Annotated in this window: 18 protein-coding genes and 1 tRNA gene; 10 read left to right on the top strand and 9 right to left on the bottom strand. The window is 48.4% G+C overall.

The genetic code is table 11. The annotated features are described in order from the left end of the window. Positions 1–11 precede the first annotated feature (11 nt). The 4 genes from gmk to ACDC99_RS09180 all read left to right on the top strand — a co-directional run bounded on the left by gmk (position 12) and on the right by ACDC99_RS09180 (position 2,187). On the top strand, positions 12–584 hold the full coding sequence (gene gmk, locus ACDC99_RS09195; RefSeq protein ID WP_022316654.1) for a guanylate kinase: 573 nt from the start codon (positions 12–14) through the stop codon (positions 582–584). 149 nt (positions 585–733) lie between these two features. Further along, positions 734–1,324 (top strand): nicotinate (nicotinamide) nucleotide adenylyltransferase, encoded by a 591-nt coding sequence (nadD, locus tag ACDC99_RS09190; protein WP_288745145.1) that lies wholly within the window; start codon positions 734–736, stop codon positions 1,322–1,324. A gap of 36 nt (positions 1,325–1,360) precedes the next feature. After that, positions 1,361–1,990 carry a NanQ anomerase/TabA/YiaL family protein gene (locus ACDC99_RS09185; RefSeq protein WP_044066163.1) on the top strand — a complete coding sequence of 210 codons (630 nt, stop codon included), beginning with the start codon at positions 1,361–1,363 and terminating at the stop codon, positions 1,988–1,990. 123 nt (positions 1,991–2,113) lie between these two features. Further along, positions 2,114–2,187, top strand: a tRNA-Pro gene (locus ACDC99_RS09180). 485 nt (positions 2,188–2,672) lie between these two features. Here ACDC99_RS09180 and ACDC99_RS09175 read toward each other — a convergent pair. Further along, positions 2,673–5,495, bottom strand: a complete 2,823-nt coding sequence (locus ACDC99_RS09175; protein ID WP_370756615.1) for a hybrid sensor histidine kinase/response regulator transcription factor — start codon at positions 5,493–5,495, stop codon at positions 2,673–2,675. A 478-nt stretch (positions 5,496–5,973) separates the two neighbouring features. Between ACDC99_RS09175 and ACDC99_RS09170 the strand changes: the two genes are divergently transcribed. After that, positions 5,974–6,537, top strand: a complete 564-nt coding sequence (locus tag ACDC99_RS09170; RefSeq protein WP_156139329.1) for a hypothetical protein — start codon at positions 5,974–5,976, stop codon at positions 6,535–6,537. 309 nt (positions 6,538–6,846) lie between these two features. On the opposite strand, the gene ACDC99_RS09165 is transcribed toward ACDC99_RS09170, so the two are convergent. The 3 genes from ACDC99_RS09165 to ACDC99_RS09155 all read right to left on the bottom strand — a co-directional run bounded on the left by ACDC99_RS09165 (position 6,847) and on the right by ACDC99_RS09155 (position 10,044). After that, positions 6,847–7,758, bottom strand: a complete 912-nt coding sequence (locus tag ACDC99_RS09165; RefSeq protein WP_370756614.1) for a hypothetical protein — start codon at positions 7,756–7,758, stop codon at positions 6,847–6,849. A 38-nt stretch (positions 7,759–7,796) separates the two neighbouring features. Next, a complete protein-coding gene (locus tag ACDC99_RS09160) occupies positions 7,797–8,519 on the bottom strand; it encodes a DUF6935 domain-containing protein (protein ID WP_022316648.1) in 723 nt (240 codons plus the stop codon). A 232-nt stretch (positions 8,520–8,751) separates the two neighbouring features. Further along, positions 8,752–10,044, bottom strand: coding sequence for a TMEM43 family protein (locus tag ACDC99_RS09155; RefSeq protein WP_370756613.1), 1,293 nt, complete (start codon positions 10,042–10,044; stop codon positions 8,752–8,754). Between the two features lie 1,113 nt (positions 10,045–11,157). On the opposite strand from ACDC99_RS09155, the gene ACDC99_RS09150 reads away from it, so the two are divergent. Both ACDC99_RS09150 and ACDC99_RS09145 read left to right on the top strand, forming a co-directional pair. Further along, on the top strand, positions 11,158–12,471 hold the full coding sequence (locus ACDC99_RS09150; RefSeq protein WP_288745350.1) for a hypothetical protein: 1,314 nt from the start codon (positions 11,158–11,160) through the stop codon (positions 12,469–12,471). A 135-nt stretch (positions 12,472–12,606) separates the two neighbouring features. Then, positions 12,607–13,440, top strand: a complete 834-nt coding sequence (locus tag ACDC99_RS09145) for a hypothetical protein (RefSeq protein ID WP_022316645.1) — start codon at positions 12,607–12,609, stop codon at positions 13,438–13,440. Positions 13,441–13,761: 321 nt separating this feature from the next. On the opposite strand, the gene ACDC99_RS09140 is transcribed toward ACDC99_RS09145, so the two are convergent. The 5 genes from ACDC99_RS09140 to ACDC99_RS09120 all read right to left on the bottom strand — a co-directional run bounded on the left by ACDC99_RS09140 (position 13,762) and on the right by ACDC99_RS09120 (position 21,842). Further along, entirely contained in the window at positions 13,762–15,951 is a 2,190-nt protein-coding gene (locus ACDC99_RS09140; RefSeq protein ID WP_022316644.1) for a glutamine synthetase III family protein, read from the bottom strand. Positions 15,952–16,115: 164 nt separating this feature from the next. Then, complete coding sequence (locus tag ACDC99_RS09135; RefSeq protein WP_370756612.1) at positions 16,116–17,351, bottom strand: LL-diaminopimelate aminotransferase; 1,236 nt, start codon at positions 17,349–17,351, stop codon at positions 16,116–16,118. Positions 17,352–17,468: 117 nt separating this feature from the next. Then, positions 17,469–18,314, bottom strand: a complete 846-nt coding sequence (gene dapF, locus ACDC99_RS09130; protein WP_370756611.1) for a diaminopimelate epimerase — start codon at positions 18,312–18,314, stop codon at positions 17,469–17,471. 715 nt (positions 18,315–19,029) lie between these two features. Continuing rightward, positions 19,030–20,235 carry an ISL3 family transposase gene (locus ACDC99_RS09125; protein ID WP_042517111.1) on the bottom strand — a complete coding sequence of 402 codons (1,206 nt, stop codon included), beginning with the start codon at positions 20,233–20,235 and terminating at the stop codon, positions 19,030–19,032. A gap of 269 nt (positions 20,236–20,504) precedes the next feature. Then, positions 20,505–21,842 (bottom strand): ATP-binding protein, encoded by a 1,338-nt coding sequence (locus ACDC99_RS09120; protein WP_370756610.1) that lies wholly within the window; start codon positions 21,840–21,842, stop codon positions 20,505–20,507. A gap of 308 nt (positions 21,843–22,150) precedes the next feature. Between ACDC99_RS09120 and ACDC99_RS09115 the strand changes: the two genes are divergently transcribed. The 3 genes from ACDC99_RS09115 to rplS all read left to right on the top strand — a co-directional run bounded on the left by ACDC99_RS09115 (position 22,151) and on the right by rplS (position 25,605). Further along, a complete protein-coding gene (locus ACDC99_RS09115) occupies positions 22,151–23,332 on the top strand; it encodes an iron-containing alcohol dehydrogenase (protein ID WP_370756609.1) in 1,182 nt (393 codons plus the stop codon). A gap of 227 nt (positions 23,333–23,559) precedes the next feature. After that, positions 23,560–24,867 carry an L-fucose:H+ symporter permease gene (gene fucP, locus ACDC99_RS09110; protein WP_370756608.1) on the top strand — a complete coding sequence of 436 codons (1,308 nt, stop codon included), beginning with the start codon at positions 23,560–23,562 and terminating at the stop codon, positions 24,865–24,867. A 378-nt stretch (positions 24,868–25,245) separates the two neighbouring features. Next, the gene (rplS, locus tag ACDC99_RS09105; protein WP_042520167.1) at positions 25,246–25,605 is read left to right on the top strand and encodes a 50S ribosomal protein L19; all 360 of its coding nucleotides are present in this window, start codon (positions 25,246–25,248) and stop codon (positions 25,603–25,605) included. Positions 25,606–25,792: the final 187 nt, after the last annotated feature.

Raw genomic sequence — 25,792 nt, 5'->3', positions numbered from 1 at the left:
ATCAACAAGCAATGCAAGGAAAAGTAATAATCTTCTCCGCACCGAGCGGCAGCGGAAAGAGCACCATCATAAACTGGCTGATGAACGAGCACAAGGAACTGAACCTCGCTTTCAGCATCTCATGCACCAGCCGACAGCCAAGAGGAACGGAGAAGGACGGAGTGGAATACTTCTTCGTCACTCCAGAGGAGTTCAGACAGCGCATCGCCAACGAGGAATTCCTGGAATACGAGGAGGTGTATGCCGACCGATTCTATGGCACACTGAAGGCGCAGGTGGAGAAACAGCTCGAAAAAGGAGAGAATGTAGTGCTCGACGTTGACGTGAAGGGTGGCTGCAATATCAAGAAATATTATGGCGACAAGGCACTGAGCCTTTTCATCCAGCCGCCGTCTGTGGAGGAGCTGCGAAAGCGTCTCACCGGCAGGGGAACCGATGCGCCGGAGGTGATAGAAGACCGTATCAAGCGTGCGGAGTTCGAACTCTCGTTTGCCGACAAGTTCGACCATGTGGTGGTCAACGACGACTTGCAGACCGCCGAGCAGGAGGCTCTCTCAATGGTGAGCTCGTTCATAGCAAAATAGCTAAGCAGAATCCACTCTTCTAAAAAGCAAAAATCCAAGCCGGCCCTAATGACCGATTGGTAAGTGCGACAAGAGTGAAACATACTAACTAACAGAAAGACAGGGGTAATACCCTGTTTTTCATATACCCATATCAGAAAAGACACAATATGTCAGAAAAGAGGACAGGTATCTTCGGTGGGTCGTTCAATCCCATCCATAACGGACATATAGCTCTGGCAAAGCGCATCATGCAGCTCGACAGGCTCGATGAGGTGTGGTTCATGGTTTCACCACACAATCCTCTGAAGAACTCCGGTTCGCTTCTGCCCGATGTCGACAGACTGAACATGGTGAGGCTCGCCCTCGAAGGAGAACCGGGGCTTATAGCCTCAGACTATGAGTTCAGACTTCCCAAACCGTCGTACACGCTACATACCCTCAATGCCATACGCCATGACTATCCCGACCGGAAGTTCGTGCTGATAATAGGTGCCGACAATTGGGAATGTTTCGACAGATGGTATGGCAGTAAAGAGATATTGGCTGACTATGAGATTGCCGTATATCCGCGGCTGGGGTCACATATCGATGCCGGCAGTCTGCCACACAACGTGAAACTGGTGGACACCGGACTCTTCAATGTGAGCAGCACCGAGATAAGGACTCTGCTCAGTGAGGGGAAACCGGCAGACAACCTCATGCCGCCACAAGTGACGCAGTATATAAAAACGAATCACTTGTTCGGTACAAAACGGTAAACACAGATAAAGAACAAACTACAAAACTACTCACAAATGAAATCAACAAGTCTGAGAATCATCCTCTCCCTGCTGCTCATCGCAATCACGGCGCAGGGAATTGAGGCGCGCAACAAATCAAAGAAGGTGTCGAAGAAGAAAGCCGCTGCATGGGTGGCAGAGGGAGAATGGAAAAACGGATTCGACGCCATGCCTGATGCCACGGTAAACCTGCAGGAGTTCTATGCGCAGTATCACAAGAACAAGGCTCAATGGGATGCAGCCTTCAAATGGCTCGCTGAAACCGATCTGCTGAATATCCCCAAAGGGAAACTCATGATACCGGGCACCAACATCCGTGCATCCATAGAAGACAGCAAGAACGAACCGCTGGAAAAGCGCAAGTCGGAATCCCACCGCAAGAAAATAGACTTCATGTATGTAGTTAAGGGCTCGGAGGGCTTTATGCTTCTCGACCACAACACCTCTACTCCCAACTGCGAATATAGTGAGGAGAAAGATGTGATACGCTACGATTACATTCCCGAGAAGTCTCATTTCTTCACATCCACTCCAAAGCGTTTCGTCATCTGTTTCCCTTCCGACTGGCACATAGCAAAGGTGAAAACACCATTCTCTGACCAGTCGTTGCGCGTCGTAGTGCTGAAGATAGACTATGTGGAATAAGCCATATTCATAAATTGATTGTGGTTATAAAAGCAAAAACTCACGGAAAAGTTTTGTAATCTCGCAAATAGTGACTATTTTTGCAGTCGCTAAAAAGGCAAACGCCTTTCATGCGCAAGGTTTCGGGATGTAGCGCAGTTGGTTAGCGCACGCGTCTGGGGGGCGTGAGGTCGCTGGTTCGAGTCCAGTCATCCCGACAATACAAGGGTTAGGATATTGCGTTGCAATATTTTAGCCCTTGTCGCTTTTTGCCCAAACGGCCGATTTGGGGATTTTGGAAAATAGAGGGCGGAGACATTATTATATATAAAAGGAAAAGCCACCTACACGTCTCGTGCAAGTAGCTCGGATAGTTCTTTTATTTATATTTTCAAAGATGAAAACATATCCGCCAGACAGTAGACAAGCATACTTGAACAAAAATGGGCACGACGCTTGCCCAACAGGGGTACGCTGCTTTCTCATCAGGGGCACGCTGCTTGCCCCGGATGGGCAGAATTGCTGTCAGACGTCTGACCAATAAGTTAATGTTGTAATACCCATATTCCTGTTTTTCTGGATTCTGCTAGCGCATGCAATTCCTGCAGACTGAATTACTCACAGCTGACAATTATCTCTTCCATCTCAGTCTGCATAAAGAAGCGAATTCCTCAATTACATATTGCGCCAAAACTACTTCCCTCTACACCACCGGTCTTGCTGATTCGCTTCTGGTGTATTGTTTCGGGGTGATGCCGCAGACGTTGCGGAAGGCGCGGATGAAAGAGGAATAGTCGTTGAAACCGCAACGCAGAGCCACGTCGGTGAGCAGAGAGGTAGGGTCGGCATCGAGCATCATGCAGGCTTTCCTCACCTTGACGCGCTGGATGAATGACGCCGGGGTGAGACCTGTGGTGTCGCTCATCTTGCGGTAGAACTGGCTCGGACTCATACATACCGTTGCAGATATCGAACGCACGTCGGCACATTTGTTCTGTCTTATCATGGCATATATGGCGTCGGTAACCTTGGCTATGAATATGCGGTCCTCGTCTCCTATCGTGTTTTCTTCGTTCTTGGCCTCTGTTTCACTGTCGGGGCGTATGTCAGATGCAATCTTGCGTCGCTGTTCCAGCAACTTGTCCACTCTGATCAGCAGTTCGCTGCTGTTGAAAGGCTTTGTGAGATATGCGTCAGCACCGGCTTCAAGTCCGCAGAGCCTGTCTTCGTCGGTAATCTTCGCCGTTACCATCACTATAGGTATATGCGCTACGCTCTCGTCGCCTCTTAGTCTCCGGCACATCTCATATCCGTCCATCACCGGCATCATCACGTCGCTCATGATGATGTCAGGCATTGCGTCCTTCGCCTTGTCCAGTCCCTCCTGTCCGTTCTCGGCATACAGCACGTTATATCTGTCCTCCAGCAGTTCGCCGATATACTGTGCCACGCTCCTGTTGTCTTCCACCACAAGCACGGTGTATTCTTTTCCGCTCTTCTTGTCGGCATTCTGCTTCGTCATGTCTTCAGACTCCGTGTTCTCCACTATGACAGGTGCTGCCGTCATCTCGAAATGCCGCTTCACGTTGTTCTTTACCGGTATGCAGATATGGAATGTCGTGCCATATCCCACCTTGCTCTCCACCTTGATTTCTCCGCCGAGAGCCTTCACTGCGTACTGCACGATGGGCAGTCCGATGCCGGTGCCGATATATTCCTTTCCGTTTTCCGACTGATAGAAAGGTTCGAAGATATGCTGCAGGGCGTTAGCCTCTATTCCGCTGCCCGTGTCGCAGACGTCGAGATAGAACATGTTGTCGGCACACCATGTGATGACGCTCACCTTGCCCGACTTGGGAGTGAACTTCATGGCGTTTGACAGCAGGTTGTTCATCACCTTGCTTATGTAGTCGGGTATGAAGTCCATTGCCATCTGGTTTTTCTCCACATACTGCAATGCGATTCCTTTGTTTGTGGCATACGGCTTGTATCCCTCCACTATCATTTCCACGTAGGCACACACGTTTCCGTTTGTCCATTCCGGATTGCCGATGTTCGACTTTATCTTCGAAATGTCGAGAATCTGGTTGATGAGCATGAGCAGGTTGCGTCCCTGCTTCTCTATCGTCATCATCTTCTTCCGGCTGTCGTCGTCCAGGTTCTTCTTGTCCTTCGCCATGTCGTGGCTCAGACCGAGGATCAGCGTCAGCGGTGTGCGGAATTCGTGGGTGATGTTGGTGAAGAAGTTCTCCTTCATCTTCATGTATCGTTGCTGCATGGCAAACGATTTTCGTCTTGCCTTCAGTGTGTATGCCATCATCAGCGTGATGCCGAGCAGCAGTATGGCGGCGGCAAGCATCCTTTTCTGCATCCTCTGCTCGTTCAGGTGCTGCTCGTTCAGCATCCTGTCCTTCTCCTTCTGCCTCTGGTTCAGGTCGCTGTGCAGCTTTTCGATTTCAAAGAGGTTTCTGGCGTTCATCGTGCTGTCCTCTATGCTCTTTGCCCTGGCGTAGCAGTCGAGTGCCTTCTGGTAGTTGCCGTTGCTCTTGTATAGTTCCGACAGTATCTTCAGTATTCTCGGGTCATATTCCCTTGTGCCGATTTCGTTGGATTGCATTCTGACAGTCTCCAGATATTTCCATGCGCTGTCCGGCTTATTTGCAGCCACATACGCCTCGGCGAGCGCCGAACAAGGTTGCAGCCAAAGCCATGCGTCGCGGTCGCGGTTTATCGTTCCCATTGATTTTCTGAACAGTTCTATGGCGTTCTCATACCTGTTTTTTTTCATCTCCAGACTTCCAAGATGCATGTAGCAGTATGCCACTCCGGTCCGCGAGTTGCATTTCTTGCTGTGATACATGGCACGGTTGTAGTATATCCGTGCGGAGTCTATCATTCCCCTTTTCTCAAACACCATTCCCAGGTTAGAGCAGTCCACGTTCATTCCCAGGTCGCTGCCCAGCCTCGTCTCTATGGCGAGCGCTCTTCTCAGCATCTCGTCAGCCTTCTGGTAGTGGCCCACGGCCATATACGAGTTTCCGCATCCGTTGTATCCGATAGCCATACACTTCAGATATTTGTATCTCGCCTCCTGTATTGACAGAGAGCTCACCTCCACGGCAGCGAGATGGTTTGACAGGGCATCGTAGTATAGTCCCATTCTGCGGTAGTTCACTCCCAGGTCGTTCAGAGCACTAGCCCTCATCAGCGTGTCGTCGAGTTCTGTGGCGATTTCGAGCTGCTGCTGGTGTGCCGCTATCGCACTGGTGTAGCGGTTGGCGTTCAGGAAGCAGTGACCCAGTTCGGCGTATGCCGCCATCTCCTTGTCGCGCTCTTCCGATTTCTTGTATCTGTTCACGAGTGCAGTCAGCGAGTCGATGTTCTTGCTGCGTATCGCTGAAGTGTCGAGCTGCAGCCGCTGGCTTTCGGTGTATGATTCAGACGCATTGTTTCGCCGTTGGCATGCCGTAAGGTTTAGCATAGCCAACAGTATAGCGAAGAGGTATCGTAGTTGGTCTTTTTTCATAGCTTGATGCTTTTATGTCTGTCGAGGATAGTAGTGTCGTAATATGTACGTCTCTTGTTTGTCTGCAAAAATAGTCATTTTTTCCTAAATAACGACAAATAGTGGAATAATAAAGTATATGAGTTGAATATTCCAAACAAACCCAGATTGCCGTTTTGAACTTAAAATATCTTAATAACCCGCTTCCTTTTTAATCTTTATTTGTTCTTATGTGTCGAAAAGTGTAGCTTTGTATTGATATTATGTGTCAGAAAGTGTAAGTTTTCGCCATCGTCATGTGTCGAAAAGTGTATTGATCTGGCTGTTTTATGTGTCTGAAAGTGTATTAGTCAGGATTGTTATTGTGCTTTTCCAGTGAATTTCTTATATTTGCAGAAGAGTAGGGTAGTCTGCCGCACTCATTGATGAAAAACGAGATTGATGGTCTGCCGGCCATTTGTGACATTAGATATTAACCGATAACAAAAACGAAAGAATTATGAAAAGATGCGCATTGTTACTGATGATTTTTGCATTCCTGCAAACCTGTGTGGCTCTTTCAGCCGAACCGTTCACCAAGAAGCAATACGAAGAGATGGTGAGACTGTTCAACGACCACCAGCAATCCAACGTCAAGCAACCATTTGACAAGTGGACCACGCTGCCGCTGATAAACAAGCCGGAGGGGCTCGAAGTGGTTTTCCTTGCTTCGGAGAATGAGGCAACGGGAGGCTTTTTCTTCGTGGACAGTACCGACGGCAAGGTGAAGACAATCACGACATACACCTCACCAATGAAGTTCGCTTTCTATTCCATGTCGATAGAGGGCGGCAAGATAGGACTGACGGCGTTGGCTGGAGGACCGTGTGTCTCTTATTGGACATATTCCGTGTTCCCCGACAAGGCAGATTATTATGTCTTCGTGAATGAATGCTACGGAGAAGTGGAGGAGGCCACAAGTACTACTACCGACAAGCTCGATCCGGAGATTGCCAGGATTACAGTGAAGCAATTCATGATGGAGCATGACCCGGTGGGGGAGTGGCATAAGCTGCGCCGCTGATGATACAGTAGTTATATAAACTCCAAGCGGCCTAATGAGCAATTTGGGATAAAAGTCAAAATCCAAGCAAACCCTAATGACTGATTCGGGCTAAAATCCAAGCAAACCCTAATGACCGGTGTCGGATAAAAAACCGCCCCATCGTCGTTGGTCTCCCAACGAGTGACGGGGCGGTTGACAATTCATTAGCGAGTTGTTCAGGATAATCCTGTATGCGCTATATATATATAATGTGCGACAAGATTTCAGAACCTCACTTTCTAAGAACATGATTTATGTTTGAAAATATGTTGCTTCTTGTGAGTTGGATTACAGGTTGTTTGAGACTTCAAGTATGTTCTTGATGCACGTTGTGTTGCGGTTGTCTTCCAACCATACCCTACCGTTCTTCTTGTCAAACTTCTTCACTGTAAACTTATCCTCATAAGAATCTACGTATACACCGAACACCTTGTCTCCAGGTTTGAACGAAGGTTTCAGACTGATGAGCTTACAGTCGCTGCGCTTGGCAACGTAGATGTGGCCTGCAAAACCCGAGATGAGCACCTTGTCGTCTGTAAGCGAGATGATGTATCCCGCCTTCTTCTGTCCTTCCTCTTCGTATGCCACCTGCATGCCAGGAGCCCATTCGCCTTCTTTCAGCACTCTGAATGTGCCGGGCTTAATCTTCTCGTCCTCTTTGAATTTCTTCACCTCTCCGTTCTTTATAGACCAAGACAAGTCGAGGTAAGACACCGTAGGAGCCTTAGGGTCAGAGGCATCGGTCACGATGGCACGCTTCAGGCCAGATCCTGACTGCCACCATGTGAGCAGGATGTCGCCTACCTTTGCCGTGGCGTCTGATGGCAGAGGTATAATCAGGGCATTAGGCACATCATATTCTTTGCCGATGTGATCCACCTTTGTGCTGCCCACTCCAGGTTCCGTCACTTCAGCACTATAGAATACGTAGGTCCTTTTAGACAGATCCTTGTCTTCTTGCAGATACTCTTGATAGTAAGACGGCGTAAGAACGGTCTGTCCCTTCTCCACGTCCATCTTCACGTCTCTTGGGAAGTCCCATGGCCATGGGTCCACGTTGCCAGCCTTTGCCTTGTCACCTTCATTCACTTCTGTAGAGTCAGCGTCAGGATTCGGTCCGTCCACTTTCTTGTTTCCACAGCTCATTGTCGTCAGAAACGCTCCCGCAAAAAGCGAAGCAATAATGATATTCTTCTTCATAGTCTTATTGTTTTAAGTTGTTGTTATAGTTTTCTTGGTCACTTCCAGGGGTCTTTGTCTGCCGGAGTGCGTATGTCGGTGAGGGCAATCATCACGTTGGTTACAAACCATCTGCCCGTAGACTCCTTGTATCTCATCGTGATAGGAGCCGGCGAGTCAGCGCCTCCGCTGTGCAGATACACCTTTGCCCATTTGTAGCCGCCGTCCTCGCTGAACGAGTTCTTGTCAGAAGTCACCTTGATGGTGTACGGCATTGTCGGCGTGTAGCTGTTGGCAGGTGTCGCACCGTCGAAGAAGGCGTAAGTGATATAACTCTTGTTGTCCTTCGATTTCAGCAGCCTCCTGTTCACGAGCTCCTTCTGCGACTGCGACCACTGTGTCGGACCGTTCAGGTATTCCAGCATCTCCCATGTGGCGTTGAGGTCGTTGTTGATGTTACACAGGGCAGCCACACACAGAGCAGCCGTCTTGTGAGGAGTGTTGAGCGACGCCTCGGGCAGAGCTTTCATTTCCGCCAGGTTCTTTGGCAGGGCGTTGAAAGTGAAGGTCTCTGTGCGCGGTGTGGTGTCCACTTCTCCCGGTGTGCCGTCGAGGTTCGCTCCCGGGTCATTTGCCGATGAACCGCCATTGTTCGTTCCGCCCGTGTTTGTTCCGCCCGTGTTTGTTCCGCTGTTAGGCTTGTCAGTGCCGTCATCATCTTTTGAGCATGATGTGAGGCTGAGCGATAGTAAGGCTAATGCCATCAAAAAAAACTTTCTCATAATTGTCAATTCGTTTTTAGTTATCATGTTGAGCATGTAGTGGGAGCAAGGATCCGTGGGAGTCTTAATGTCAAACTTATATACTATATTTATTCCTAAACCTTTTATCCTTTACTCTTTTCTTCTTTGATCCCATGGATCCCTGCTCCTTTATACATGCGTTATTATTAATTTTTAGTATTGGTTCCTTTTTATCCCATCCTATATCAGCCAGCCGATGGGCTTCGCTGCATTAGTTGCGTTTTGTATTCAATTTCTCTGCAATCAGCTTTTTGCCCTTCGCAGAGAAGGCGAAAATCACGGCTCCCACTATAGCCAGGAGCAGGATTCCTGTGAGCGGACGATAGAACAGCCATGCCAGTGCGATGATTGTTACAGACCATGCAAAGCCCAATACGCCGCAGATGAGCGATACTCCTAATGCGAAGATGTTTGCCACGAAAGGTATCACCTTCAGCAGAGTCTCTGCGATGCCCAGTATGCCGCGCAGACCGGAGATTACGAGCAGCACGCCGATTACGCGGAGCACCCAAGTCAGCATGCTGTTGCCCTCGTGCTGCTCGGTGAACATCTGGTCGGCAGTCTGCACACCCTGTCTGATTACCGACAGCTGCTTGCCGTTCTTTGCCGTATAGTTAGAGAATGTGTTGCCGTTCACCACTGCGATGACCGACACGTCGCCCGGATCACACTGCTTGTAAGTCACTCTCACGTCGCCGATTTCAGGAGTAGCCGAGTTCATGCCCATATATATCGTGTTGCCCTGAACATGAATGCATTCAGCATTATAGGCGTTAGCAGACTTCTGTTCCACGGAGTCGTTAGCGTTCTGGGTCTCCTTGTTTTCAGCCGTCTCGTTGCTCTTGCTGCCGTGTTTCGACTTGTAGATCTTCACTATCTGCTTGTCCAGTTCGCGCAGCTTGTCGTCGGTTAGAGTCACCTTTGTCTCCGTATTTGTAGAGAGCGACGTCACTTGACTTTCGTTCAGCTTGTAGGCACCGAAGGTCACTTCCTTAGCGTCCCATCTCTCCCTCTTCAGGTCGGCAAGCACGAAGTTGCTGTTCTTATACTGAGGGTCGTGGAATTCGCTGGAGTTCACCGGTTTGCTCTTCCACCCCTTTTCATAAGTATATGTGGTTACAGTCTCTTCACTGCCGCCGAGCTTGTCTTTCTTCGTCTTCTTGGCAACCTCCACCCACTGATAGTATTCCACACTGCGCTGCAGGGCAATTGCGCCAACTTTGATTCCGAACACATCGTCGGTCAGTGTGTCTTTTGTCGTGGCGAGTCCTGTGGCATGTACGAGTTTGCCGTTTAGTGACGGGCTGATGTTTGTGATGTCTTTCATCTCCACATAGTTGCCCTGTGCCTCTTCAAGCATTCTGGTGGTTTTCACCGCTCTGCCTTCGTTCCACCATAATAGACAGGTTCCGATGATGAACATGAGGATTCCGGAGAATACACCGCCTACTGAATTTTTCAGTCTGCTACCGTAGCTGGTAGTTGTTGTTTCTGTGTATGCCATAATAGTATGTTTATTGGTTAATATTTCTTGTTTGGTTTCATCAGGTGAGGAGTTCCTTTCCCCTTTGCTCCCCTTTGCCTGTTGTTCTGTCAATTTATCAGGATTTATCCTTTGTCAGTTTCTGTGAGGAAATTTCCCGACACGCTTTGTTTTTTGTCTGGGGCAAAGTTACGGATGAAACCGGATATCCCACATTGCAAATCTTCTCAAAAAACTTGCAATTCCTACTTATTTCATTTCTCCTCCCGTCTTCGGCGGCGTTTCCCTGATGACAAAACCGGCAATTTTTGCCAACTTCAGTAAGCAAAATCTTCCACTTTAGACGAACTCGACATTTTCAAAACTTACACTGCTAAAGTGTTGATACATAATGTGTTAAATAACGATTCTGACAGGATTTGCCAATTTTGATGTTGCCTATAAGAGCCTTGAGGCAATAATTCTTGATTTTTCCTTCAAAAACATCATTTTCCAGTCTTCAGATTCAATTTTCCTTCAATCTTTCAGTGCTTTCCTAAGTTATCGCCAATGATGCTAATAATCATCTCTGTGTATACAGTAATATCCTGTTAGCATTCATTATATCGGCTATCCCCCTTCTTGTATGCCTCAAATCTTTGTATATTCCTGCGTCTGTTCCGATTTCATTAAGTTATTTTACCAAAATGTCAATTTGAGAAGATTTGCAATTTTTTTGGAAGAAAATGCAAGCTGATTTCCTTTGTTTCATCCTTACCTTTGCACCAGCAAGAGCGATGAACAGCCAGGCTGCATCGCTACCATCACAAAAATACGATATATATGATATTGCGCTCCGTGTGAAAGTGGGCGTCGGGAGGTTGCCGAAAGGCAGACATCATGGTTGATGGGGATCAACAGAGGCATACCGTTTGCCTCGGGAGCCGGATAAACAATACCGGCTCCAGTCCCCGCCAGCATGGATAGGATGAGAAAGACCATTGATGCAATGGTATACATATTATATATGCATTGACTCAAGACGGAAAATAGATGACGGAAAACAGACATAAGGCGAAAAGACGAAACCATAATTAAAAACTGATAATATAAAGAGTGAGGCAATAACATTCATCAACCATAAACTATAAGATTATGAAAATGACAAAGACTATCGTTGCCCTCGCACTCCTGTTTGGATGCAGCGCAACAACAAACGCACAGATTGGCGGACTCCTGAACAAAGCAAAGAAAGCCGCCAAGGAAAAAGTGGAAAATAAAGTGAAAAAGGCAAAGAACGACGCTCGGAACAAGGCAGAAGACGCAGCCATGGAGAAGACTGGTATGAAGAAGGCCGACTACGACCCCAACCGCAAGTATAAGCCAAGCAAGGAAGCTCTCGCTGCCGACCCGCAGGCTAACGACCAGACCATCCAGGAAGGATTCACCAAGAGCATCGGCGATATCCATGCCTGCTATGAGCAGATTCAAGACGTTACACTCTACTCACCTTATTACACCGACGACGCCAAGCGCTTCTACGGCATAGGAGCTGAAGAGGGCACGTTCTACAACATCTTCTTCGGAATGTTTTCAGAAACATTGAAGTATGACGGTATTCACAAGGCATACCATTATCCTAACTTCACTCCTGTGAATCTGGCTAACGACCAGATACAGGTGCCTTGCGACGAGTTCGTTCTCAACTTCTGGACTTGCCGTTTTATGGCTGACCCTAAGTCGGAGAAAGCTCTAAAGGAGTTTGTCTATGCCTACACTTGGCTCAATTCTATGAATGTGAAAGCTATCCGCCACTATGCCATGAAGGACGAGACGGCAGGCGTGATCGGCGACAACGCAATACTGCCTTCTAATTTCCGGCAAATGCGCTACGACCGCGACAACATGGCTTATGGTCTGGCAGTCACCGTCACTCCATACGAGAATCTGCTGAAGCTTGCCAACGAATGTGCTGCAGGCATCACGGCAAAGGACGGCAGCGGTTTCTCAAGACTGCTCTATCACCTCGTGCTCAAAGTGCTCGTTGACGACTTCCTGCCAAGACACAAGGATGCGAAGAACGATGATTCGTTGAGGCTCTTGAGTCTGAAGCTCGATACTCCGCGCATCGGAGAGCTCCTCGACGCTTATCAGAATGACTTCGTTGATGCCGTTTCAGAGCCTAAGGGCGTCACCGTGGATGCCAAGACCCGCAATGCCGGTATCGCCGCAGCGAAGAAATTCGCAGGTGCAAACTTCGAGAAGGCTGTGTTCACAAAGAGCTCATGGCAGACGTTCAAGGAGTCTAAGTATCCTTACCGCATAACAGCCTACGCTCTTCCTATCGCTATCATCACCAAGGAAGGCGGCAAGCGCTTCGTGCAGTATTGCACTCTCACCAAGTCTGCCAACGGTTCGAACTACTTCGTGCAGGCTGGTAGCGATACACGTAAGCATCCGATCAAGTAGACAAGATAACGGGTAGGCAAGGAGATTTGCATCACTTGTTTATAAACTTAAACAATGATTGTATAGGAAAGCAAATCCCCTTGTCTACTTGTCAACTCGTCAACTCGTTTACTAACCAATAAAAAAACTACAATTATGAAGAAGATTTTACTTACCATCGCCTCCTTCGCACTGGCAATTGCAGTCAATGCACAGGTGAGTGTAACGCAGCAGAATATCAGCGTGATAGAGAATAATCCGAACATGACTCAACGTCAGCACAGTCAGGTAGTGGCAAAAGCACCGAAGAAGATAGCAAGCAACCAGCGCTGGGTGGGCTATTACTCTTCGGATGCTCTCGCAGACCCTGACGATGGCATGGGAGTTCCGTCATATCCAGGCGAGAACAAGGTTGGCATATACCTTACGGAGTCGATTCTTGAACCTTATATCGGTATGAAGATTGTAGGCATCCGCTTCGGACTCTGTGAGGATATCGGTCAGTCTGGCGTATACCTTCACCGAATTGTTGATGGTATTCCAGGTCAGGTAGTTACCTCTAACTACGTTCAGTATGGCAAAACCGGCTGGAATCAGGAGGATTTTCCTAAGCCTTACGTCATAAAGGAAGGCGAAGAACTTGCAGCAGTTTTCGAATACACACAGTATGGTGATCAAGAAGACCACTCGTTTCCGCTCTCGTTTGTAAAAGAAGGAGATGGCAGCATTCCTATATGGTACTGGTGTTTGTATAACGGTACGAACTATTCATGGAACCAGTTCGACGCAGGCGGAAAAAACCTTAGTATCCAAGTGCTTGTAGAGGGCGACTTTCCCGTAGGTTCATCGGTTGAGAGCGTCACTGCAAGTGGCAATGCCGTTGAGGTGGCACGCTACAACGCTGCCGGACAACTCATCAACGGCAAGCAGAAGGGGCTGAACATCGTGAAACTCAGCGACGGAACGACACGCAAGGTGATGGTGAGATGATTCCCGGTTTTACGTGGAGTCAAACAGCCAAATCACAATCATTGGAAAGGATAGCAATTCTTCAGGAAATGGGCACCACCGTTGCCACAAGTGGGCACGGTGGTGCCCAAAACTGTGTCCAAAATATTCACAAATCGTTTTTTTTGTTTTCTCTTTTCTTGGTCATAAAAAAGGGCTGCACGGTTTCACAACCAGGCAGCCCCAAACTTAAACAACCAATAAAAGAAATAGATTGTACATATAAATATGTGTAGTCATATCAGAGGGACCAATCTAAAATCCCCATGACGTCTTTTCAAACTCTTTTTCTGTTAGCCGTCGTTATCTGATGAACAGCAGTTCGCGATACTTAGGCAGAGTCCACAGCTCGTCGCTCACCGTGAGCTCCAGCTTGTCGATGTGGTAGCGAATCTGCTCCATCTTAGGAGCCACCGTGTCGTGGTATGCCACAGCCTTGGCACGCTCGTCGGTAAGCTTGTTTGCCACCTTGCGCGCGTTGACCAGTTCCTCCACACCCTTCTCGATAATCTGTGTGCGCTCGGCGATGTCCTCGATAATCTTGATGTTTCTCGAGCTCAGCTTTTCAGCCTTTTCCTCCGGGAACACCAGACGCATGTTCTGCACGTTTTTCAGCAGCATGCTCTGATAGTGGGTGGCAACAGGAATGATGTGGTTCATCGTGAGGTCGCCCATCACGCGTGCCTCTATCTGAATCTTCTTGGTGTAGGTCTCCCATTTCACCTCGTTGCGCGCCTCAAGCTCCTTCTTCGTCATCACGCCCAACTTTGTGAACATCTCTACGGAAGAGTCGCTCAGATAGTTGTCGAAGATCACCGGACAGCTTGTCTCGCAGTCCAGTCCGCGCTTCTTTGCCTCCTCTACCCATTCGTCAGAATAGCCGTTGCCGTCGAAGCGTATAGGCTTGCAGGTCTTGATGTCCTGGCGCAGAACGTCGATGATAGCTTTTACCTTGTCCTCGCCCTTCTCGATGAGAGCGTCAACACGAGTCTTGAAGTCAACCAGAGCCTCTGCCACGGCAGAGTTCAGAGCGATCATCGCTGCGGCACAGTTAGCCTCAGAACCCACGGCACGGAACTCGAAGCGGTTTCCGGTGAATGCGAAAGGCGATGTGCGGTTGCGGTCGGTGTTGTCGATGAGCAGTTCTGGAATTTCCGGAATGTCCATCTTCATTCCCTGTTTGCCCGCCATGTTGAACACATCCTCGCTGTCGCTGTTTTCTATCTTGTCGAGCAGCTGGGTGAGCTGCGAACCGAGGAATGACGATATGATTGCTGGAGGAGCCTCGTTGGCACCCAGACGGTGAGCGTTTGTGGCGCTCATGATAGACGCCTTGAGCAGTCCGTTGTGGCGGTATACACCCATCAGTGTTTCCACGATGAATGTCACGAAGCGCAGGTTTGCCTCCGGAGTCTTGCCGGGAGCATGGAGCAGCACGCCGGTGTCGGTAGACAAACTCCAGTTGTTGTGCTTTCCGCTGCCGTTGATGCCGGCGAACGGTTTCTCGTGAAGCAATACTATGAATCCATGTTTGCGAGCCACCTTCTTCATGAGCGACATGAGCAGCATGTTGTGGTCTACGGCGAGGTTTGTCTCCTCAAAGATAGGAGCTATCTCAAACTGGTTTGGCGCCACCTCGTTGTGGCGTGTCTTGCATGGGATAGATAGTTCGAGAGCCTGTATCTCAAGATCCTTCATGAACGCCTGCACACGGTCAGGAATCGTTCCGAAATAGTGGTCGTCCATCTGCTGGTTCTTTGCAGAGTCGTGTCCCATGAGTGTGCGGCCGGTGAGCATGAGGTCAGGACGGGCACTGTATAGGTCGGCATCCACGAGGAAGTATTCCTGCTCCCATCCCAGGTTGGAAGTCACCTTTGACACCTTAGGGTCGAAATAATGGCATACGTTCGTTGCAGCCACGTTTACGGCGTGCAGCGCGCGGAGCAGCGGAGCCTTGTAGTCGAGCGCCTCTCCGGTGTATGATATGAAAACTGTAGGGATGCAGAGAGTGTCGTCGATGATGAAGACAGGCGATGTAGGGTCCCATGCCGAATATCCGCGGGCCTCGAAGGTGTTGCGGATTCCGCCGCTTGGGAACGAGCTGGCATCAGGCTCCTGCTGCACGAGCAGCTTGCCGGAGAATTCCTCAATCATTCCTCCCTTGCCGTCGTGCTCGATGAAGGCATCGTGCTTCTCTGCTGTTCCGCCGGTGAGCGGCTGGAACCAGTGTGTGTAGTGTGTCACGCCATTCTCCTCAGCCCATTGCTTCATGCCGTTAGCCACGGCGTTGGCGATGCTGCGGTCGAGTGTGGCGCCATTGTCAATTACGTCTATAAGCTTGTCGTAGACGTCGGCTGGCAGGTATTTGTACATTTTGGCACGGTTGAAAACGTATTTTCCGAAATACTCTGACGGACGTTCCACCGGTGCTATAACTTCTTCAGGGCGTTTCTTGAACGCCTCTTCTACAACCTGGAATCTTAAATTAGCCATTGTTTTTAAGTCGATTTTATTGATGTTCTGTTTTCAGTTTGCAAAGGTAATGCTTTTTCTTGTTTCCGTATACCTTTTTGTAATAATATTTGTGGCGTTTAATATCTTTTTGTAGTCTATTATTGATAAATGTCATGAATATTGTTCTTTGCGCCTGCTGTATTTTATGCTTTCATCCATTTGGCAAGGCGCTGCATCGCCTCCTCGCAGTCTTCGCGCTCGCCGAAGGAAGTGAATCTGACGAAGCCCTCTCCGCTCGGTCCGAAGCCGACACCGGGAGTGCATACTATCTGTGCTCCGTAGAGCAGCTGCTCAAAGAATTTCCAGCTGTCCACACCGTCGGGAGTCTTCACCCACAGGTATGGAGCGTTCACTCCGCCATATACTCTGAAGCCGAGCTTCTTCAGTGCGTCGTACATCAGTCTGGCGTTGCCCATATAATAGTCAATCACCGCCTTGGTCTGCTCCTTTCCCTCAGGAGAGTATATCGCCTCGGCAGCCCGCTGGCTGATATAGCTTGTGCCGTTGAACTTGGTGCATTGTCTGCGGAACCAGAGCGTGTTCAGGGCGATGCGCTCCTTGCCGTCGATGGTCACGGCGGTGAGTTCCTTCGGTATCACGGTGTATCCGCAGCGCACTCCGGTGAAGCCGGCCGTCTTTGAATAGCTGTGGAATTCTGTCGCCACCTTGCGCGCTCCCTTTATCTCATAGATGGAGTGGGGGATGTGAGGTTCTGTGATGTATGCCTCGTATGCGGCATCGTAGAGAATCAGCGTATCGTTCTTCAGAGCGTAGTTCACCCATTTCTTGAGTTCCTCCTTCGTTATCACCGTGCCCGTAGGGTTGTTGGGATAGCAGAGGTATATCATGTCTACGCGATGGTCGGGAATCTGCGGCACGAAGTCGTTGGTCTCCAGGCATGGCATATAGGTGACGTTGCTCCACTTGCCGTTTTCGAGCACTCCCGCCCTGCCGCACATCACGTTGGAGTCGATGTATACCGGATATATAGGGTCGGTCACTCCCAGACTGTTGTCCCATCTCACCAGTTCGCCGATGTTTCCAGTGTCGCTCTTCGCTCCGTCGTTTACGAACACCTCGCTCGGGTCGAGACGGATGCCTCGCGGCAGGAAGTCGTTTTTCACTATCGCCTCGCGGAGCCACAGATAGCCCTGCTCCGGTCCGTATCCATGGAATGTCTCCTTGTGTGCCATGTCGTCTACTGCCTTGTGCATGGCGTCGATGACGGCAGGCACCAGCGGACGCGTCACGTCGCCGATGCCGAGGCTGATGACTCTGGCCTTGGGATTAGCCACCTTGTAGGCATTCACCTTCTTGGCGATGTCGGCAAAAAGGTAGTTCTTCTGAAGTTTCAGGTAATGTTCGTTTACTAATGCCATATTGAAATTCTTTTTATTTGTTGTAAGTGTCGTTGTTGTTTGTTATGTGAGCGTTGTCGCTTGTTGTGAGTGTAGTTGTCGTTTCCTCTTTCATCTGTGTCTCTGTCTGCCGGCAGGTCATTCTCCGATTTCCCCGTCGAAGACGATTTCCGCCGGTCCGGTCATATATACATGGTTGTCGGCAGACCGCCATTCAATCTGCAGCGTGCCGCCGTCCATGCGGATTTCGCTCCGGCGCGATGCCCGTCCGGTGAGTGCTGCCGCCACCGCCGTGGCACAAGCCCCCGTGCCGCAAGCCATCGTTATGCCGCTGCCGCGTTCCCACACACGGGTGCGGATGGCTCCGTCGGACAATATCTGTGCGAACTCGATGTTGCAGCGCTCAGGGAAATTGCTGTCGCGCTCCATCACGGCACCGTATCTTGCGATGTCTATCGTGTCGATGTCGTTGAGGAAAGTCACGAAGTGTGGATTTCCCATACATACGAAAGTTCCCTCAAACCGTCTGCCCTCAGCCAAGAGTATGCCCCCACTGAGGTCGGCATACTGACGGTGGTTCTCCGTCAGCGGTTCGAGCATGTCAACGGTGACGCTCTCCACTGTCTTTCCCTCGCTGTCGAGATGCAGCATCAGCGTCTTGATGCCGGATAGAGTTTCCAGTTTTATCTCCGTCTTGTCGGTGAGTCCACACTCATAGAGATATTTCCCGATGCAGCGCGATGCGTTTCCGCACATCATCGCCTCAGACCCGTCGGCATTGAAAATCCTCATTCTGTAGTCGGCAGCGTCGGTGGTGGGTCGGCAGATGAGCACCAGTCCGTCGCCTCCGATACCCTTGTGGCGGTCGCTCCATCTGACGGAAGCCGAATTGGGGTCGTTTACATCATATAATAATGTGTTGACGTATATGTAGTCATTGCCAGCACCGTGCATCTTGGTGAAATGAATCTTCTTGTCTGACATCTTGCGTTTTGTTTGTTGTTAGGTTTAATCCCCCAATCGGTCATTATACCGTTTTGGTATCCCTAATGACCGATTTAGGCTTAATTTGTTTGCTTCGGCTGCAAATGTACAACAAATTGATTTATGTTGCTGCAAATACTGATGCGTTTTTGCGTATTTTTTTAATCTAAATAACGAATTGTAAGAGTTTGAGGACTGAAAAATGCTTTCCGTTATTGTAATGATGTTTTTCACTTATAGGTTTTCCGGATGTCGCCACGCAGATAATAGCCCGTTGGTGGTATTTATTTAATTTGGTCGATATGAGTAAAAGTTGCCCATATCGCTGATTTTCAGTAAAACCAAGAATTGCCGAAAAACTGTCAGATTGTCTGGTTTTTGGCTGTAACATCCTGACAAACAGATAGTTGACTGCCTGGCGATTGTCAGCCGATTGTCTGGATGGTTTGGCTGATGAAAGGAATTGTCAGGTGTGAGGAATTGTCAGGTGTGAGGAATTGTCAGATGAAAGGAATGTCAGCTGTGAGTAATTCAGACTGCAGGAATGGCATGCGTTGGCAGAATCCTGAAATCAGGAATATGAGTATTACAACATCAGCTTATTGGGCATCCGTCTGACATCAAATCTGCCCAACAGGGGCAAGCACGTTGCCCATGATGGGTAAGCACGTTGCCCCAGTTGGGCAAGCAGCGTGCCCAATTTTAGGTTCTTCCGTTAAATGCGTAGACGCTTGTCGTGTAGAGCGTATAGCTTTAACGTGAAGAATTCATCATTTCTGAATCCATACATTTGTCTTTTCAGCACTTTAATCTTGTTGTTTATACCTTCAGTAGGGCCATTTGATATCGGGTAGTCATACCATGCAAGTATATATGGCTTGTAGGCCCGCAAGGTAGCAGCCATTTTGACCAATGGCTGTATTTTTGAATCCATGGCCTGCCGCACCCATTCGTTTAGCACCAATTCTGCATCATCCTTGTTGGTTTGGTTCCATATTTCCCTCAAGTCTTCTTTCAGGTAATATGCAATCATCAACGGTTCATTCAAGTTCAGCACATTGTCAAGTCTTGTCTTGTATTTTGCGTCAAAGATGTCGTTGCCGTTTCTCAGCAATATCCAGCGCGTGCCCTTGATTACCTTACGCTTGTTAACGTCTTTCTCAGCATGCCACAACTGGCGGCGCAACTGGTCTATCCTTTCATTCATGAGCTTTACCACATGAAAATGATCCACGACAAGAGAGGCATTGGGGAGATTTGCCGTTACCGCCCCCGTATAAGCAGACGACAAGTCTGTGCATACGGCTTTTATGTCATTCTTTCTGTCTCCGAGCTTGTTCCAGAATTCCTCAAGCGAAGCCTTGCCGTTACCGTCACCTACAAAGACAATCCGCCCGGTTTCCAAGTCTACGACTATCGTCTTGTAAACTTGTCCCTTGTGGGTAGCGAACTCGTCTATGGATATGTATCTGAGGTTTGAAAGGTCAGGGCTGCCATACTCCTTTTGCAGGAACTCCATCTGTATGTTCCGCACCATGTCCCAAGATACATCCAGGAACCATGCAATGTCCTGTATAGTTGCAAAGCGCGACAAGTCTATAACCATATTGGCGAAAGCGGTCGTATGCCTGCGCTTGCCTTTTGCGAAATCGACATCCTCGTTCTTTATGCAGCCACAATCAGAACATTTGACACGTTGGATCTTCATCTCGACGAAAGTCTTTGAACAACCTATCGGCACGCTCACAAAGCGTCTGGCCGTGAAACCATTACGGACTACATTATGGCTTCCACACTCCGGACAGCAAAGTTTGTCTGATGGAGTTTGGATATTCAAAACTATTTTATTACTTTCGCAACGCATATCCAAACATTCTTGCAAGGATATGCCAAAAGCTTTATGCATTATGCTGGCATTCATTTATCATTGAGTTTGGTCACTACAAAGATAGATGATGCCAGCTTTATTTTTATCATAATATAAAATTTTTTTTTCTATCTATGCATTTAACGGAAGAACCCAATTTTAGCCCAATCCGTCATTAGAATTAAGAAATTAGTTCCGCCAACGGGTAGATAATACGATAGTCGCAATGCCGACCGGTAAGGTGCAACATTGCGACTATATCTTCTCCAATTATGAGATGACGTTTCTCAGGTTTCCTTGTCAATACGGCTGCTTCTTGAAATTCATATCAGAGGAGTCATAAAAGCAGGCAACATCAATACATTGCCATCCTTATGCAGGTCTTTTGTGTATAACAGGTATGGTTGGCTGATTCTGTCGGAGTATTTTTTGCAGAAGGCATCCAGCGAAGCGTGAGTCTTATAGCCCGATGACTTCACTTCTATAGGACAGAGTTTGTTGCCTCTCGACAAGAGGAAATCCACTTCGTATGAATGAGTCTCGTCTTTAGGGAATGTATAGTAGAACAATTTGTTGCCTGATGCCCTGAGCATCTGGGCTATCAGGTTCTCATATACATATCCAAGATTGGCGGTGAGTTTGTCGTTGAGCAATTTCTGGTATATTATGTTCTCCGTAAAATCCTTGTCCCAGAATGCCAGTGTTATGAAAAGTCCTGTGTCACCGATATATAGTTTGTATTTGCCGAAATCAGCAGTTAGCGGCATACCGACATTAGGGTCGTCGGCATGATATGCCACGTTTACAGTCTTGCTGTCTTCCAGACAAAGAATCATTTCGCCGATCTTGCTGCTTCCCACATTGCCTACCACCGTAGTGGGTTGGTAACGCAGCAGATTGCGGCTTAGTTGGGAAGGAATCGCCATGAATAACTTGGATATTCTACCTGTGGCGTCGATTTTGCGGAAATCATCCGCATATAGCTGGATGATTTGGCGTTTTACCATGTCAACCTGCTGCAGGTTGTTGGACTCTATGTATGCGTTGATGGCCTGTGGCATACCTCCCACCAGCATATACAGTCTCAAGTCGCGCATCATCTGGCGGTTCAGACTGTCGCCTAATACCATCTTCTTTTCCAGAAATTTCTGTGTCATAGGCATCGTGGTGTCATCGCCCATCGCCCATCTGAATTCTTCATAATCCATGGGGAACATTTCGAGTCTGTGTTCCTCGCTTGGGATGCTGATGTCTTTTGTGTTCTTTCTGATGCTGATGAGCGCCCCGGTTTCTATATAGTCATACCTGCCGTCTTTGACAAGGTATTTTATTGCTTGGCGAGCTTTGGGGCATTGCTGGACTTCATCGAAGATAATAACAGACTCCCTCTCATACAGTGTGGTTTTGTAGACATTCTGGAGATACAGAAAGATATAGTCCATATCCATCAAGTCGTCAAACAGGTCTTTGACTCCTTTTGAGGCTTCGTTGAAATCAATAAGAATATAAGAACGGTATTCCTTCTGTCCGAACTCTTCAACGACGGTTGATTTGCCGATACGTCTTGCTCCCTCTAACAGCAATGCGCTCTTGCCATTTGAGTTCTCCTTCCATTCTTTAAGTTTGCTGTAGATCTTGCGCTTGAATATTCTTTCCGACATATACTTGTTTTTGATGCAAATATACAGGAAAATCGCCTGATACCAAAATTTATTTCTCGATTTTATAGCCTGACACCGAAATCTTTTCTTTGATTTTATAGCCTAATACCAAAATCTTTTTCGTGTTTTTATAGCCTGACACCGAAATCTTTTTCTTTGATTTTATGGTCTGACACTATATAGGTATGTTACATTCCTCACTCAAATTGCACCAAGTTGTTATCTTACCGCCACTAAATTCATGAAATGCTTGAAGAATACAAAAATAATGACTACATTAGCGGTCTGTTATATAAATAAAATCAGAAATGCAAGACTTCAAGTATTATACACCAACCGAAGTGGTGTTCGGAAAGGATGCCGAAGAGCATCTCGTGGAAATGATAAACAAGTATGGCGGCAAGAAAGTGCTCGTACACTACGGCGGCCACAGCGCTGAGCGGTCAGGACTGCTCGCCTCAGTGCGCGAAAAGCTCAATGCCGCAGGAATAGCGTTCGTGGAACTGGGCGGCGTGAAGCCCAACCCGCGCCTCACACTCGTTCACGAAGGAATAGAACTCTGCCGCAAGGAGAATGTTGACTTCATACTCGCCGTTGGCGGCGGTAGCGTGATAGACTCGTCGAAGGCTATCGGATACGGAGTGAAATACGACGGTGACGTGTGGGACATCTACGCAAGGAAATATGTGCCCACGGAGATGCTCCCCGTGGGAGTGATTCTGACCATACCGGCAGCAGGAAGCGAGATGAGTGACTCGAGCGTGATAACGAAAGAAGACGGCGACCTGAAGATTGGATACTCCAATAATATCTGCCGACCGAAATTCGCAATCATGAACCCGGTGCGCACATTCACACTGCCTCCATATCAGACAGCATGCGGAGCCACCGACATCATGATGCACACCATGGAGAGATACTTCGGAAAGGTGGATGACATGACACTGATAGACAATATCGCCGAGGCGCTCATGAGAACGGTGAAAGACAGCGTGTTCCATGTGCTCAAGAATCCGGAAGACTACCGTAACCGCGCTTGCATAATGTGGGCGTCGAGTCTGGGACACAACGACCTGACAGGCGACCGCTCTTATGCTGACTTCGCGACACACCAGATAGAGCACGAGCTGAGCGCCATGTTCGACGTGGCACACGGAGCCGGACTTGCCGCAGTATGGCCGTCGTGGGCGAGATACGTGATGGACGAGAATGTGTCGAGATTCGCACGCTTCGCAGTGAACGTGATGGGAGTGCCCAACGATTTCACCGACACCAAGGCTACGGCAATGGCTGGAGTTGAGGCTGTGGAGAAATTCTACAGGGCCATCGGTATGCCTACAAACATCCATGAACTGATAGGAAGAGAAATCACCGACGACGAGATAAAGGAGCTGGCGCGCAAATGCAGCCACGACGACGGACGCACCATCGGAGGATTCAAGAAACTCAACCGTCACGACATGGAGGAAATCTACAAGATGGCGAGATAAACGCCAATCCTGTGGAGATGACGGATGATAGAAAGACGAAAACTATGCTTCCCTTTCCCACGCCGCCACAACCGGCGTGGGGAAGGAGTCATAATACTATATTATAATAAAAGGTGTCTGTTGCTATAGACAGATATGATGCTGCAGGCAGATATGATATTACAGACAAATAAATACTATAGACAAATATATTATTGCAGGTAAATGTAAAACTATAGACTGATATAATGAAAAACAACAATTCCATTTTTGGCAAAGACGGCGTGAGCTATGTCTTGCCATTCGTGCTGATAACGTCGTGTTTCGCCCTATGGGGATTCGCTAACGACATCACGAACCCGATGGTGAAGGCTTTCTCGAAGATATTCCGCATGTCGGCAACAGACGGCGCGCTGGTGCAGGTGGCTTTCTATGGAGGATACTTCGCGATGGCATTCCCGGCAGCGATGTTCATACGGCGCTTTTCGTATAAGGCAGGAGTGATGCTCGGTCTCGCGCTCTATGCCCTGGGAGCCTTTCTCTTCTTCCCGGCAAAGATGACCGGGGAGTATGCCATGTTCCTGATGGCGTATTTCATACTCACTTGCGGACTGTCGTTTCTTGAGACATCATGCAGTCCGTATATCCTGACGATGGGACCGCAGGGGTCGGCTACGCGACGCCTGAACCTGGCGCAGTCGTTTAACCCTATGGGATCGCTGCTCGGCATGTATGTGGCGATGAACTTCATCCAGGCTAAGCTCAACCCGATGAGCACGGCAGAGAGGGCACGGCTCTCCGACCAGCAGTTTGAGGTGCTGAAGGAACACGACCTCTCGGTGCTCATAATGCCATATCTCGCCATCGGAGCGGTGATATTGGCGATGCTTCTCATAATAAGCATGGTAAAGATGCCGAAGAACGGAGACAACGACAAGTCGCTCAACGTCATCCCCACACTGAAGCGCATCCTCCACATCCCGCACTACAGAGAAGGAGTGGTGGCACAGTTCTTCTACGTGGGAGTGCAGATAATGTGCTGGACCTTCATCATACAATACGGCACGCGGGTGTTTATGAACGAGGGGATGACGGAGATAGATGCAGAGGTGCTATCGCAGCAGTATAATATCGTGGCGATGGTCATTTTCTGCTGTTCGCGGTTCGTGTGTACCTTCCTGCTGCGCTATCTCAATGCCGGACAACTGCTTATGATACTTGCCATCGTGGGCGGATGCCTCGTTGCGGGAGTGATAATGCTGCAGAATGTGTGGGGAGTATACTGTCTCGTTGCAGTCAGCGCATGTATGTCGCTGATGTTCCCTACTATCTATGGCATCGCCCTCGAAGGACTCGGCGACGACGCCAAGTTCGGAGCGGCCGGTCTGATAATGGCAATCCTCGGAGGCAGCGTGATGCCGGCAATGCAGGCAAGCATCATCGACATGCACGAGGTGATGGGAATGCCGGCGGTGAACGTGTCGTTCGTGTTGCCTCTCGTTTGCTTTGTCGTGATATCCGTATACGGCTATCGCACGATGAGGAGGCCGAAATGAAATTCTTAACCCCAAAGCGGTCATCAAGACTTTGATTTGAATTAAACCCAAATCGGTCGTTAGGGCTTGCTTGGATTTTGTTTTTTAGAAGGATGGATTTTGTTTGGCTTTTAATGAGTAATAGCGGGCTATTGCGAATTAAAAACGGACAAAAGACGCCTTATAAAAAGCAAAGAACTGCAAGCAGTATTAAAATACTACATTGAACGGCCTAATGACCGTTTTGGGTTAAAATAGTTTGATAACTGCTGAATTATTTGGCAGTTACGGGAATAATGACTACCTTTGCACCGCTTTTCGGCGTAATCGCTGGCAGGAAGAAGAGTGGCCTGTTATGTTGCGTTGGAACGATAAACAATTTTAAACAGTTAAATTACAATGGATTTAATTAAAGTTGCTGAGGAAGCATTTGCAATCGAGAAGCAGTATCCTGAGTTCAAGGCTGGTGACACCGTTACTGTAGCCTACAAAATTATCGAGGGTTCTAAGGAGCGTATCCAGCTCTACCGTGGTGTTGTTATCAAGATCAACGGTGAGGGTACAAAGAAGCGTTTCACTGTACGCAAGATGTCTGGAACTGTTGGTGTAGAGCGTATCTTCCCAATGGAGTCTCCAAACATCGCAAGCATCGAGCTTAACAAGGTTGGTAAGGTGCGTCGCGCTAAGCTGTACTACCTGCGCAAGCTCACTGGTAAGAAGGCTCGTATCGCTGAGAAGAGAGTTATCCTCAAGAAGTAATGACTCTTTGCTTGGTTCTAAAGAACAACGAAAAGTTATAAATGTGGCAGTCCGTTCAGATTGAATTGGCTGCCCATTTTTGTTTTGTTATCCAAGCAAGCCCTAATGACCTCTAAGTTTGCAGAAGATTGCGACGAAGTCGCATAAACTCCAAAATAATCAAGGTAAAACTATGATTGCTAAAGAC

The sequence above is a fragment of the Prevotella pectinovora genome (assembly GCF_041323955.1).
GTDB classification, from domain to species: Bacteria; Bacteroidota; Bacteroidia; order Bacteroidales; family Bacteroidaceae; genus Prevotella; species Prevotella pectinovora.
This window is presented reverse-complemented; position numbering and strand designations above follow the sequence as displayed.